Annotated in this window: 8 protein-coding genes; 6 read left to right on the forward strand and 2 right to left on the reverse strand. The window is 44.1% G+C overall.

The annotated features are described in order from the left end of the window. The first annotated feature begins 17 nt into the window (after positions 1 to 17). From IAQ59_RS19360 to IAQ59_RS19385, 6 genes are all read left to right on the forward strand, one after another. Complete coding sequence (locus IAQ59_RS19360; RefSeq protein ID WP_209332504.1) at positions 18 to 1652, forward strand: RagB/SusD family nutrient uptake outer membrane protein; 1635 nt, start codon at positions 18 to 20, stop codon at positions 1650 to 1652. Positions 1653 to 1900: 248 nt separating this feature from the next. Then, entirely contained in the window at positions 1901 to 3241 is a 1341-nt protein-coding gene (locus IAQ59_RS19365) for a sulfatase family protein (protein WP_209332505.1), read from the forward strand. Positions 3242 to 3492: 251 nt separating this feature from the next. Next, positions 3493 to 4185, forward strand: coding sequence for a phosphoadenylyl-sulfate reductase (locus IAQ59_RS19370; protein WP_209332506.1), 693 nt, complete (start codon positions 3493 to 3495; stop codon positions 4183 to 4185). Between the two features lie 538 nt (positions 4186 to 4723). After that, positions 4724 to 7921: a SusC/RagA family TonB-linked outer membrane protein gene (locus IAQ59_RS19375; RefSeq protein WP_209332507.1), complete on the forward strand. Its 3198-nt coding sequence runs from the start codon at positions 4724 to 4726 to the stop codon at positions 7919 to 7921. Between the two features lie 105 nt (positions 7922 to 8026). Continuing rightward, positions 8027 to 9469, forward strand: coding sequence for a SusD/RagB family nutrient-binding outer membrane lipoprotein (locus IAQ59_RS19380; RefSeq protein WP_209332508.1), 1443 nt, complete (start codon positions 8027 to 8029; stop codon positions 9467 to 9469). 215 nt (positions 9470 to 9684) lie between these two features. After that, a complete protein-coding gene (locus IAQ59_RS19385; RefSeq protein ID WP_209332509.1) occupies positions 9685 to 11742 on the forward strand; it encodes an alginate lyase family protein in 2058 nt (685 codons plus the stop codon). A gap of 80 nt (positions 11743 to 11822) precedes the next feature. Here IAQ59_RS19385 and IAQ59_RS19390 read toward each other — a convergent pair whose 3' ends face one another. Both IAQ59_RS19390 and IAQ59_RS19395 read right to left on the reverse strand, forming a co-directional pair. Continuing rightward, positions 11823 to 12542 carry a hypothetical protein gene (locus tag IAQ59_RS19390; protein WP_209332510.1) on the reverse strand — a complete coding sequence of 240 codons (720 nt, stop codon included), beginning with the start codon at positions 12540 to 12542 and terminating at the stop codon, positions 11823 to 11825. 11 nt (positions 12543 to 12553) lie between these two features. Next, a partial coding sequence (locus tag IAQ59_RS19395; RefSeq protein WP_209332511.1) for a DUF4268 domain-containing protein occupies positions 12554 to 15060 on the reverse strand: 2507 nt, incomplete at its 5' end.

A 15060-nucleotide genomic window follows, 5' to 3' on the forward strand; every position in this document is an offset into this window, starting at 1 on the left:
CTTTAAAAAAATTGGAGATGAAAAGCATCATAAAAAATAGTTGGTTGATCGGTTTATTCCTGTTGACCGGATCATGTGAAAGTATACTTGTAGAAACACCGGTCAGTTTAGCTACTGCCGACGGATATTATTCAACGGCAAAAGGAATAGAAGATGGCTTAAAGGCAACATACAGTAATCTGAGGAATTTTGCCACCGAAGACTTTATGTTTGTGACCGAAATTGGCACAGACATTTGGACAAATGGCTTTGGAGGAGTGACGAATGCCCCCGAAATCAACGATTACTCACCCAACTTACTAGGAGTAAACGGAAAGATTACCGCCGTTTGGAACAATTTGTATATTGGTATTAATCAGGCCAATACCATCGTATCCCGTGTTAATGATGTGGTGGATATGACTGAAAGCCAAAAAGCCAGGGTTGAGGGTGAGGCTAGGTTCCTCCGTGCACTTTACTACTTTCATTTGGTGCAACAATATGGGGAGGTTCATTTTTCCCTTGAGGAAACCATCGGGGTGGAGACCACTGCAAATAAAACCCCTTCGGCGAGGATTTACCAAGAGGGAATTATTCCGGATTTGCAATTTGCGATTGATAACCTACCAGCAACTACCGGGGACTATGGCAGAGTGACTAAGCCTGCTGCTGAAGCCCTTATGGCTAGGGTACAACTTACACTTGGAAATTGGGCGGAAGCGCAACAACGAGCAGAAAATGTGATTAATCAGTATAACTTTCAGTTGGTAAAGCCATATGGAGAGCTTTGGGATATTGATAAACAAGAAAATAGTGAAGTAATATGGGCGGTTCAATTTACCAATAACCCGGTGACAAATGGGAACGGAAACAGGACTCATCAACTCTTTGTTTTTGCATATCAAAGTAACCCAACCCTTGAGCGAAATATCAGGGACGGTGTGTCACACAATCGCTTAATGATGACAAATTACCTAATTGACCTTTTTGACCCCTCTATAGACGACAGGTATGAAGGTTCTTTCCAAACGGTATGGTATGCAACCAATCCCGGGCGAATTAACGGGCATGATGTAGCAGTTGGGGACACGGCTATCCACATAGTAATCCATCCGGTGGCAGACAATATTCAAAACTCAGCACCGTACTGGTTGATCGATTACAATGGCACTTGGGTGGGTGAAGCAACTGATTTAGAAATCGGTGGACGGCTCAGGAGGCAATGGCCGACGCTCCGCAAGCATTTAGACCCTTCCAGACCAGATGCCCAAACTCTTTTTGGTACTAGAGATCTCGTGTTGATACGATTGGCTGAAATGTACTTGATAGCGGCTGAGGCAGCTATGAATCAGGGGAATAACAATGTTGCTGCTGACCATATAAATTTTCTTCGAAACAGAGCGGCCAAACCAGGAAAGGAAGCTGAAATGCAGGTAACTGCTGATGATATTTCCCTTAATTTCATTCTCGATGAGCGTGCTAGAGAGCTTATGGGTGAAATGCACCGTTGGTATGACCTAAAGCGTACAGGGACTCTGTTGGAGCGAGTTAAGCTGTATAATCGAGATGGCGGGGCAAATATCAAGGAAATGCATCTAGTGAGACCAATCCCCCAGACTCAAATTGACAGAGTTAGTAATCCAGGAGATTTTCCGCAAAACCCGGGCTATTAAGCATCGCTAATGGCTTCGGCGAATGCCTGGGAATGAAGGACGAAGACCCCTTGGAGCCCGGTGTACAGAGAGGGGGAGGTTCCAAACCGCGCTTAAGATGCTTGGGCTAAATGTTCGGTAATAATCCCGTGATTAGATTGAGGCGGACAAGCAGGTCAAGCAATTGGATAATTTGCTTGGCCTGCCTTCCTAGATTCTATGACTTCGGAGCGTTACTTGTGTGGCCGTCCAAAACCAATGATAAACAAATGAACAAAAAGCATAAAATATTACGCGGATTTGTCAAACTGATCCCTTGTTGGCTATTCCTGCAGACAGTACAGATAGCCTTGGGTCAGTCGGAGGAACTGCCAAATATCATCTACATTCTTTCAGATGATCAGTCTTGGAATGACTACGGATTTACCGGGCATCCTCATATCGAAACCCCCCATATCGATAAGCTGGCGGCAGATGGGCTTACCTTCACCCGAGGCTATGTAACCGCCCCGTTGTGCAGTCCGTCCTTGGCTTCAATCATCACGGGCCTCTACCCACAGCAGCACCGAATCACCGGAAATGATCCCAAATTTTCCTTCAATGGTCCACGGTATCAAAGAGACTGGATGGAGGCAAGGGCCCGCCTTTATCGCGATTACCTGGATGAATTTCAAAAGCATCCGACCGTTCCCATGTTGCTTCAAAAGCTAGGTTACCTGTCTTTTCAGTCGGGTAAGTGGTGGGGAGGTCATTGGAAAGAGGGAGGTTTTACGCATGGCATGACCCATGGAGACCCCTCCAGAGGTGGTCGCCACGGGGACGAAGGACTGAAAATCGGCAGGGAAGGGATGGACCCTATTTACGATTTTATCGATGAGGCAGTTGAGCAGAAAAGGCCGTTCTTTGTTTGGTATGCCCCGTTTCTTCCGCATTCCCCCCATACTCCTCCGGATTCGCTTCTCCAAAAATATTTGCCAAAAGCACCATCGAAGGCAATAGCTTCCTACTGGGCGATGTGTGAATGGTTGGACGTAACGGTGGGGCAACTGCTGGGAAAGGTAGACGATATGGGGCTTACAGATAATACGTTGGTGGTTTTTGTGACCGACAACGGATGGATTCAGGATCCCAATAAACCCAATGTTTATGCGCCCGGCTCCAAGCAGGATCCTCAGGACATGGGGATTAGAACCCCCATTATCTACAAGTGGCCAAAAAAGATTGCTCCGCGCATGGATACGCAACATGTATCCAGCAGCATTGATATTGTAACGACTACACTTGCAGCGGTTGGGTTAGCGCCTCTTTCTACCATGCAAGGCATCAATGTGATGGATGAAAAGGCTGTTCGTAAACGAAAAATGATTTTCAGCCTCGATTTTGCACATGATATGGCGGGCGTAGACCAACCTGGAAAAACACTGGAAAGTACCATGGTCATTACCACGCCATGGAAGCTCATTGTTCCAGGTGGCGCAAACACACAAAATCAGGAAGTATTGCTGTACGATATCGTGAAAGATCCGACGGAGCAACAAAACTTGGCAGCTCAAAACCCGAAGGTGGTGAATAAGTTAAGAAAGGAAATGGCTGCCTGGTGGAATCCATAGGGAGTGCTTCCTGAATATTTCAACGCAAGGAGTAAAGCCCAGAAGGTTTTGCTCCTTGTTGGTTATATACCGGCCGGTTGAGGTTCCATTTTGGGCGCTTTGGAGCTTCATTGAATCTGTCACATTTTAAAATATTTTTCGAATTCCTTGGTTAACTAGATAAAACCTATCATTTTTGTAGGAAATATAATGACAGGTGTTTTTTGGCCTTTATGCCAGCATCGTCTCCCTGTTTTTAACCGCCACATAGTATGTCAGATTCTGCCGTATCCAAGAAAACCTATTCAAAAGAAGAACTGAGGTTATTAAACAAAAAGTACCATCTCCTATCCGTAGAAGATCGGGTACGGCAGTTGTACGAGGATTTCTCCGAAAATGAAGTGATGCTTACCAGTTCGTTTGCAGCTACTTCGGCCTTGCTTTTGAGTATTTTTGCCGGCATTAAGCCGACGCAGAAGATTTACTTTATCGATACCGGGTACCATTTTGACGAGACGTTGGCATACAAGCAACAGCTATCCAAACTGTATGGACTGGATGTGGTATCGGTAAGTGCCTCAGAGGAAGATCACCGGTTTACTTCCGAAAACCAGACCTGGAAATCGGATCCGGAACTTTGCTGCTCCATCAACAAGGTCAAACCATTGGAATTGATCAAAAGCAAATTTAACGTATGGGTGAGTGGTTTGATGTGGTGGCAGAGTGACCACCGGGCTTCACTGGATATTTTTGAAGAACGGGGAGGCATCCTTAAGTTTTATCCTCTCTTGGATGTCAGTCCAGAGGATAGGGATAAATATATTCAAGAACATCATTACCCATTTCATCCACTGATCGCAAAAGGCTACCATTCCATTGGGTGCAAGCACTGCACAGTGCCAGGAAATGACCGCACCGGCAGATGGAACAATAGTCCCAAAACAGAATGTGGTCTGCACCTATAGGCTTCCTTAGAGAAACGGAAGTAAAGTGACCTGCTGTACTAACTAAGTTTTGTTTTAAAGAACTTTGCTGGTACATTTTAGAAAAAATGAGGCGTTTGATTAGGTATTTTTCAATTGCAACTATTTTTTAAGAAATTTTGAATTTTTCGATTTCGACCATATTTTATTTTTGTCCGATTTTGGATAAGCCGTACAGTACACGATTTATAAATTCCATCCGCTAATAATGCCGCTAATCATAAAATTTGGCGATTATTATTCCTTTGTTTTGAGTAGTAGGGCATTCTTAATTGGAAATAGTCGAGAAAGTAAAAATTAACCGTAAATAATCTACTTATAGGTATTTTACTATTTTTTTCAAAATTAAAGTCGTTTAGAGAATCATACCTTTTCTCTGCTAAGTAAATTGCAATTTTTTAACCTATTAATATTCAGGGTATTATGGTTTTGTCTTGCCAGGTGTTTCAGGTTTTTTTTAAATAATTGTTAATTTTTTCAATTCGGGGCTTACATTTGATCATAATCTAATTTAAACAATATGAAGAAAAATTTACTATTTACACTGTTTCTCGGTCTGATCATGCAATTATCTTTTGCACAGACCGCAGAGGTCAGAGGCACGATTATTTCTTCGGAGGGAAATGAACCCATCCCCGGAGCGAGTGTCTTGGTAAAGGGTACCACCATCGGATCTGTGTCCGATATGGATGGTAATTATATGGTTAATGTTCCTGCCGGTAGCAATGTGTTGGTCTTTTCCTTTATTGGATTGGCCTCCCAGGAGATTGAAATCGGCGGGCGCTCGGTGATCAATGTAACCATGGAGCCCGAGTTCGGTTCTTTGAACGAAGTGGTAGTCACTGCCTTGGGTGTTTCCAGAGAAAAGGCCTCTTTAGGGTATTCGGTACAATCCGTGGACGGCGAACGGTTGGCAGAATCGCGTGAAACAAACATCGTGAATGCTCTGCAAGGCCAAGTTGCTGGTATTCAAATTCAGGGCTCGCAAGGTGCTATTGGAGGATCTTCGCGAATCACGATCCGTGGAGCTAATTCCTTTTTGGGAGAAAACCAGCCATTGTTCGTAGTGGACGGAATGCCCATAAACAACGACAACTATGCGACAACAGATCAGCAAGAAGGTTTTGGTGGTGGGGCTTACGACTACGGTAATGCTGCATCTGATATCAACCCTGCTGATATTGCCTCCATGGAGGTCTTGAAAGGAGCTGCAGCTACGGCATTGTATGGTACGCGTGGTTCAAATGGTGTTATTTTGATTACGACAAAGAGTGGTGGTCAAAAAAAGGGTATTGGAGTAGAAGTAAACTCGACCACGACGTTCGAGTCACCGATTGCCCTGATGCCACACCAACAACTATATGGTGGTGGAGACATTTCAGATACCGAATCTGGGTTTGTTGAGTTTTTTGAAAACGGTCAGTTGTATTTAGCGCCTATTTATTCAAAAGATGGCGCCTGGGGACCAAGATATGATCCAAATGTGATGGTACGTCATTGGGATTCTTGGGACCGAGATTCGCCTACTTATGGTGAAACAAGACCATGGGTAGCACCCGCCAATCCGTATGAAAGATTCTTCGAAACGGGTGTAACCCGGCAAAATAGCTTTGCTGTGACAGGATCTAACGATGCCGGAAGCTTTCGGTTAAGTTATACCAACCTAGACCAGTCAGGCGTAATTCCGAATTCCAATTTAGGGCGAAATACCGTTAGCTTTAACACGTCTTACAAGATTTCGGATCGTTTGACAGCATCTGCGGCAGGTAGCTTAGTGATCCAAAACGCTGATGGACGCAACGCGACCGGGTATGATAATGCAAATCCCATGCAGGGCTTCACCCAATGGTGGCAAACCCAACTGGACGTGGATCGATTAAAAAATGATCAGTTTACTGATGGACGTCAGCAGACATGGAACCCGGTAGGGCCGGTAATAGATCCTGAAACCGGACAGCTTTTGTCATTTAATCAGGCTCCCAGATTCTTTGATAACCCCTATTGGGTGAGACGAAATTACTTGCAGGAAGATACACGCGACCGCTTTTTTGGTAATTTCAATCTGAACTACAAAATAATGGACGGCCTCTCATTCAATGTTCGGGCAATGCGGGATGGATTTACGTTTAAGTCAAGAGAGGGCATACCTCAAGGTGGCATTACGCAGTCTAGCTATAGAGAGGAAGTGCGTACGTTTGCAGAGAATAACTTCGAGGCCAAATTGTTGTACGATACGCGTATCAACGAAAACTTCACCTTGAATGCCATGGTTGGTGGAAATTTAATGAATCAGACCAACACAAGAAATACCATCAATACGGTAGGAGGTTTGGCGTTGGATGGTTTCTTTAACATCGCCAATTCTGTAAACTCTCCCCAGGTAGTAACTGAACAAAGAGAAAGAGCCATAAATAGTGTGTTTGCGACGACTTCGGTAGGCTTCTTGGAGATGCTATACCTTGATTTGGCGCTACGTGGAGATTGGTCTTCTACACTTCCTGCCGGAAATAACAATTATTGGTACCCTTCAGCATCTACGAGCTTTGTATTTACGGAGTTGGAGGCACTTCAAAATTCCTTCCTCTCGTTTGGTAAATTGCGTGTAGGTTATGGTCAAGCGGCCAATGATGCCGCACCGTATCAATTGCGGAACGTCTTCTCCAATGTGGTTCCAAATTTTGGCAGCTTCCCTCGATATACCGTGCCATTGAGCAATCCAAATGCCAATCTGCGCCCCGAACGAACCAACGAAATAGAAGTGGGTATTGAATTCGCGGTACTAAACAATCGATTATCATTTGATGTATCGTATTATGATCGCACTACAGTAGATCAAATCTTTAACGTACCTTCCTCTGCTTCAACTGGTTTTACATCTAGAGTCTTGAATGCAGGTTCGATGCGAAACCACGGACTTGAGGTGTCTGTAAACGCACAACCTATTGTAAGGGGCGATTTTAGTTGGGATCTGATGGTCAACTTTGCCACTTTCAACAACGAGGTAGTAGAACTCGCGCCCGGTGTGCAAAATATTATCGCAGGTTCGACCTGGGCTGCGGACGTGCGTGTGCAAGAAGGATTCCCCTACATGTCGCTTTTCGGACAGGATTTCAGACGCAATGAATCCGGTCAAGTTATTGTAGGCTCAAATGGGTTTCCGTTGGCAAATAGCAACCGGGAATTTCTTGGAAGTACGATTGCAGACTTTGCAGGAGGTGTTCGAAACAGCTTAAGGTATAAAGGTCTGGAATTCAGTGCTCTGGTAGATTATCAAGGCGGAGGAATTATACATTCAACCTCATTGCAGTGGTCTAAATATTCGGGTATGGATCCGGTAACTGTAGAAAACAACGTGCGAGAGACAGGATTCGTTGTTCCCGGTGTCACTGAATCTGGAGAGCCCAACACAGTTAGTGTTACTCCTCAAGCATACTATCAGACAATTTGGTCAATTGCCTCTCCCAACGTATTTGATGCCTCCTTTATCAAACTCCGGGAGCTTTCGCTAGCCTACTCACTGCCTAACAGTTTGATTTCCAAGCTTCCCATCAGGGATGTAAGGGCCCGATTGTTTGGTCGTAATTTGGCTATCCTACATAGTAATCTCCCTTATCTCGACCCACAAGGCGTTAACGGTGCTGGTAATGTGCAGGGTTTGGAAAATGCGCAGGTGCCGACCACCAGATCTATCGGATTTGACATCAGCTTTAAATTCTAGGCTTTAAGATTGCTAATTTGGTAGGAGGGTGTAGATTTCGACTTTTACACCCGTTTGCTTCCAATTCTTGTTCTAACGGACACACTTACAAAATTTAAACAAATCATGAAACATATAGCAAAACATCTATTGACCCTGTCTTTGGTGGCCCTAGGGCTTGCGAGTTGCACAGAGGGTTTCGAGGAGATGAATACCGATCCTAATAATCCAACGGCTGTACCTGCCGAGAATTTGCTTACCCAAGCTGAGTTTTCCTTGTCTAATCTCATGTGGAGCCGTGGGTTGAATTTTGAGTTTGGTATGTTGATGGTACAGCATTTCTCTCAAAGTGAGTACGCTGAGAGGTCTCGTTACAATCAAAATCCATCCAATTTCGACGCAATTTGGAATACGTTTTTTGCCAACGGAATGAACGACCTACAGGTAGGAATGCAGATTACTGAGGCTTATAAAAACCTTAACGAGGCGCAGAGAAACAACAGAATCGCCACGTTGGAACTTCTTCGCATCTGGGCCTTTCAGAATGTGACCGATATCTGGGTAAATGTTCCTTATTCGCAATCTTTTAACCCAACTGAATTTCCAAATCCTCAGTACGATAGGCAACAGGATATTTACGCGGGTTTGGTTAGCGAAATCGATGCTGCGCTTGGTAAAATTCGCACAGACGCTCCTGGCTTTACGACGGGGGACATCTATTATGGAGGTGATATGGCTAAATGGCAGCGATTCGGGAACTCCTTAAAAGTGCGAATTGGGATGCGGATGGCTGATGTAGACCAAGCTACTGCAAGAAGGTTGGTTTCAGAGGCGTTTGCGGCTGGTGTCATAAGCTCCTACGAAGATGGATTCCATTTTCCTTTCCAATCTGACCAGCGAATTGCCAATCCTTTTTTCGTAGACAACAGCATTAATAACAGAGATGACTTTACGCTTTCCGACGTCTTGGTGGATGCTATGGCGGAGCGCAATGACCCACGAATAGCGGCTTTTGCGAATCCCAATGTTGCTGGAAATTTTGTTGGTTTACCCTATGGGTTGACTGATGGAGAGACTTTTGCTTTACAGGGTACCGCATCGAGGCCCAGTACGCGTCTTCGATCTGCCACGGCTCCGGCATATCTTATGACCCATGCAGAAATGAAATTTTTTGAAGCCGAGGCCATTGAGAGGGGCTTTATCACTGGGGATGCCGCGGAGGCTTACAATGCTGCGGTAGCTGCATCTATGATGCAATGGGGAATTACAGATCAAGCTGCCGTTGCAGCATATTTGGCTCAACCCATCAACACCTATGATGCCGAAAATTGGAAAACTTCTATTGGTATGCAAAAATGGATAGCACTATATGGAAACGGTATAGAGGCTTGGGCAGAATGGAGAAGGCTGGATGTACCGCAATTGGAACTTCCTGTCGCTGCTGTTCGCACCTCAATACCCGTTAGGGCGCTGTATCCTGCAGTAGAATTGGGCAATAACCCTAGTGCTATTGAAAATGCAGGTTACGAAAACGAAATGGATATCAAGCCCTGGTGGGATGTGGAATAAGGTTTCCTAAATTTAGGTAAAAAGAAAAGGCCATCTCTTGTAAAAAGAGGTGGCTTTTTTATGCAAAATTGGGATAGCGATTTTTCATTTTGAACGGATTTGATTGCAGCAGACTCAGTAGACGATTACAAATTACGATGGGAATCTGAATACTAGGACTTGTTTTCCAACAAGCTACGTGTATATTTAGGATACATAGGTAAGCTAACACGGGCATGATACGATTTTCGGTTCTTTCATTGGGGTTTTTTGGGATTTTGGTCACTCATTCACCATTCTTGAAACCTTCTTTCCTTCTTGAACCAAATTTGGTCGTTCAAGGGGCAGTGTCTTCGATAGAGGATATGAACTCCATGAACGCGGCGTCTTTTCTCTTGCCTATCAAGTTTAGTAGTATGCCGCTTCCAAGCGATTCCCTCTTTCAAGAAAAATGGGATCAGCTGGCCAAATGCCTGAATCCCCAATTGCTTGATTCGCTAGAAGCTGCTATGGGCAAAGAGAATATTCCCAGTGGGCTGTTGCAGTATTTTCGTACCCGAAATTCCGTAAACCATCCGGCAATCCATCGCATCATCGAACAGGATTTGCCGGATGATGTACGTAAAGTCGCCGACGATGCCCTGGAACATCGGATGGTTGGACAGCCTTCGTACCCAGCCTTTTTCGTAGGAGAGGACATTGACTGGGGGTTTAGGCCCGTAAAGGACAATGAGTGGGTATGGCAACTCAACCGGATGAGCTTCTGGGATGCGATGGGACGGGCGTATTCGAGTACGGAAGAGGAAGTCTATGCTGCCGAATGGAGCAGTCAGCTGGTGGATTGGGTGACGAAAAACCCTCGGGATGAAGCCCATGCCTATGCTTGGAGGTCTATTGAAGCGGGAATACGCGGATATCGCTGGACACACCTGTTTTACTACTTTTTAAAATCCTGTCATTTTGACGAAAGGACCTTGGTTTTCTTTTTATCCAGTTTAAAGGACCACACCGATCTACTGATGGAAAGTTATCGCTCAGGTAGTAATTGGGCATTGATGGAAGCAGAGGGATTGGCATTTATTGCGCTTACCTTCCCGGAATTTAACCAATCGCAGGCCTGGCTAAAAGAGTCTACGAGGCGTTTAGGAAGGGAGATCACCCACCAAGTTTACCCGGACGGCCATCAGCGCGAACTGGCTTTTGGGTACCATATGGGAAGTATTGGGTGGTTTCTACGCACCTATCAGTTAGCTCAAATGAATGGCAAGGATGGGTTATTTCCTCCCCATTACATGCAGATGATAGAGAAGATGGCTGAGGTGCCAATGAAACTGGCATTTCCCGATGGGACTACACCTCAGTTTGGGGATGCATGGACCGGCAAGCCCGGACAATATTACAGGCAACTGATGGAATGGGCCAAGCTATTTGAGCGGCAGGACTTTTTATATGTTGGTACTGAGGGTAAACAGGGACGTATTCCCGTTGAAACAGCATTCGCCTATCCCCACAGTGGACTTTATTCTATGCGAAGCAGCTGGGAATCGGATGCTATTTGCATGGTGCTGAAGTGTGGACCCGATGGCGGAGGACATTCCCAACCGGATAATGGGACTTTTGAACTAGTTGCTGGAGGCAGGAACCTAACCCCCGATTCGGGTAGCTTTATTTATAGCGGCGATGCAGAGGGTCGGGCTTGGTTCAGGCAAAGTAAAGTCCATCAGACACTTACACTAAACGGTGAAAATACGGCCTACAAACCTAGCCTCTTACTTTGGCAACCTGGAGAGAAGCATGATATTTTAGTGGTTGAAAATCAGCATTACAAAGACCTATCGCACCGCAGGGCTGTTATTTTTTACAATCATGAGATTTTTATTTTAGTGGATGAAGCCCTCGGTATGGGGACTGGAATGGTCGATCTAAATTTCCAGTTGGCTCCTGGACCGGTGAAATGGGATAGGGAAGCGCATGCAGTCGCCACGGATTTTGCGGATGGGTACAATTTATTGATAAAGTCTTTCTCCCCGCTTGGTTTATCCATGGAGGAAACGGAGGGCTACGTTTCCTATGTATACACAAAGAAGGAAACCCGACCCGCATTTTCATTTCGTAAGGAAAAGGAACTTGAAGGAGGAAATAGTAGGTTCATTACTGCCCTGCTGCCTTTTGTGGGAGAGATTCCTTCCATTCAAGTAGATCTGATTGGTGAAACCGAAATTGGGTCGAGTCGGATAGCCCTTGCGGTCACCTATAGGGGAGTCCGTGAAATTGTTCAATATGAACTTCCCTAGCAGGAACCGCTTAAGGATCAAGCACAAAAATGACTACAGGATCAATCAGGCTCAGTTGGTTTGCGTTTTGCTGTTGTTCACTAGTTCAAAGTTTTTGAATCTGGTTTAAAGAAGAAATCCGAATCCACTTTCCTTCTGTACTTTGCAAGACCTGCTTTGTGAAGGACTGGCTTATTCAATTTGTGAACAGGCAAAATGTAGAGCTCCGCCGGGTCGGCAGGCTTTCCGCCAATGCCCAACACAATGAAGACGGGGTAATTTTCCTGCTTGGCGAAGGCTTTATAGCGTTCCAATTGGCCATCATTGGCAAACCGAACAAAATCGCCGGTGGGTTCGGATCTCCATTTGCATTCAACGGCAAATGGGTAGGAGTCTCCGCGAAGGGTTAGGGATAGTTGTATATCCGGCTGGGTGGTGGTGTCGGCGTATCGTCCTTCCACAAATTTATCCCCTGCCCAGTTTCGGATATCAAAGTACGTTTTATCAAATTTCCGTACCACGAATTTCTCAAAGTCGTATCCTGCTTTTGCGTTCACATCGATGAGTTCGGTTTCGCTGTCTTCCTCCGATGCTTCGAGTTCGTTCTTGATAAGGGCAACGATCAAATCCCCGTCTTTTCCTTCAGTTTGGGCCACTTCCCGGACCAGTTTTTCCTCTTTGGGCGTGAGGATTCCATCGGCCTTTACGGCTGAGATAACCTGATTCAGGGATTCGTTCTTTTCCGGCTTTGATTTGATCAGAAGGAGTATGCCGGAAAGCAGAATGATTCCGCCGAGCACGATAAGAATTATGGGTAGCATGGGTTTCATTTTTATTTTAGTTCCTTTAAAAATGGATCAAATGCGTTCTTGAATTTCGGGAGATTTTTGATAAAGAATTCATTCCATGCAGGCCATTCTTTTTGGTTAAAGAAATCCAATCCCTCTAGCTCAGTTTTGATTCTGCACATTTTTTTATCCGGGAGTTCTTGCCACTCAAAAGAATCCCCGAATGCATTTTCAATCGCATTTTTATGGGCGAAGAGCTGTCGAAAGTATGACTTGTTCAAATCCTTGCTTGAAGTCATCAAGCCAAGCTCTATTCTTGCGCATGATTTGGTAATTACTAAGGTATAGGAAACCCCTGTGACTCCCGATCCTGTACTTAGCCAATGATCTTTGGTGGGCTTAATGTTTTTAAAAAGGTCAATTTCCTTAATTTGGGGTAAGAGTTGCTGCCAAAACTTGCGATGTAAATTGGCTTTACTTGGTTCACCATTGTTAACAGGACCAGTTTGGTACTTTATTATCAATTCTTCCTCCATTTCAAAGAGTGAAAGCAGCATTTTCAGAACACTGAATTTTGAATTACTGTCGGTATTTGATTCGAAATACCAGCCATTTTCCAATTCTCTAGCTTCTCTAAAATCAGATTGGTTTCGGCTGATCTTAATTACATCCTGCCCGCTAACCATTACTTCAGAATTCTTTCTGAAAAGTGCTCTCAACACATAAAAGTACATTTGCGAAATAGCCTCTTCCTCGACTTTGTTGTTTTCAAAAATGAAGTATTCAAGCTTTTTGAATGTAGGTTTCTCTGCATCAAAGATATTTTGCTCTGAATCGATTTGTTCCTGAAAAACAACTACTTCAGGAAGTTTCCAGATTTTCAAAAATCGCTCGTAAATGATTTCAAAACGTTCTTCCAAATGAATGATCGTCCATTCATCGATCTTTTGGAGATAGGAGTTGAGCCAAAGTCTGCTGTAATTATAGCCCTGTTCTTTACCCTCCTCATTCATGGTTTTCTTTTCTAGAAAAGTCCTGTTACTGAGTGAGCCATTATTTCCGGACAGCGTGAGGTTTGCAATAGTATTCATATACTTATCCTTAAAGTCAGAATACTGCTCTCTGGTAAGATACTGTTTCCATTCCTCAGATGGTGTCCTCGGAAAAATATGCTCAATGGTAATCTCCTCGTTTGAAGTGTCGACATATTCCTTGTTGTTGTAGTTTTCCAGAAGTTCGAAAAAATAGGACCTGTTCTTAGTTTGGATATTGTAAAGGTCTTTGTCCTTCAAGGCCAATCTAACTTCCTCATTGGTAGGGAATTTAGAATTACCTCCTTTTCTCATTAGAGCCTTTTCGATCGAAGTCACATATTCCTCCGAATCGATTTCCGAGTATAAAGTCATGAAGACTTTATTCAAGGCATTGGTAGGTAATCCTACGATAAATCGTCTCCACGCAAAGCTTTGAATCAGTTTGAGAATGGAAATCAAGTCCGAGATTTCGATTACTCCGTTTTCCAAATCCTCAAAAATTTGAAGTAGGAAAGGGTAAGCCACGTTGATTTCAAGTCTGTTGATGTATTCCAGTTCCCGTCTTACCTGCTTGTCTGAGACAGTAGATGGATTCACTAGCTTTTTGTAATGAAAGGACAGGGACTTAATATCTTCCAACTCTTGTTGGAAACTTTCTTCATCTTTCCCCTGAAACAAGAGTTTAAATTCTTGATAGACCTTGTTTTTATTAGGGATCTTTTTGGTTCTCAGGGTTAAATAATCCCGAATAAAGTCCGAAACCAGTGAAGTTCTTTTGGATAGATCCTTGGCATTTTCTTCTATAGGATTCCAGATGGTTTCAAATAACCTGTCTTGAACAGCTGGAGGCAAGTCCATCAAAATAAAATTCCGGATCAAATCAGACTGGGATAGGTCAAGTCCTGTGGAGTTCAAACTTTCAAAAATCCGCTGAGGATCGTCCTTTCCTCTTTCTAGGGAAATCTCGACAAAAATCAACCGATTGAGTCCGTCAATAATGGTCTGATAAGTTTCATTGGTAATTTCAGGCCGGAAGAAATTATAATTCTCTTTGACATTGGAGTATTCATCAATTGACTTTTCATTTCCGAGGAGTATAGCTTTGAAAGCCGTGGCGTTCCGGTCAGTTTGCTTTAGCTTGAGTTTGTAGCTTTCTTTTTGGACGTATTGATTGACCAAAAACATATTGTAAAGCTTCTCCGATTCTTGGGGGGATAAATTTTCTTTGGCAAACCGGTAAAGCGCAGCAATCAAGATATTGATGGTAGTCAGCCTTTGCTGACCATCGATAATCACCAATTCCTTTACCTCATCACTTGTACTATAGACTCCATCGTGGATAAAAACAATGCTACCGATAAAATGGGAAACCCTCTTTTCATCCACTACTTGGATTATATCCTTCAGCAATTCCCGACACTCAGTAATGGTCCAGTCATAATTCCGCTGATAAATCGGAATCACAAACTGCACGTCAGGAGATTTTAAAAATTTGACTATTTGGAGTTCGTTGGCTT

It is taken from the genome of Lunatimonas salinarum (assembly GCF_017811155.1).
GTDB classification, from domain to species: domain Bacteria; phylum Bacteroidota; class Bacteroidia; order Cytophagales; family Cyclobacteriaceae; genus Lunatimonas; species Lunatimonas salinarum.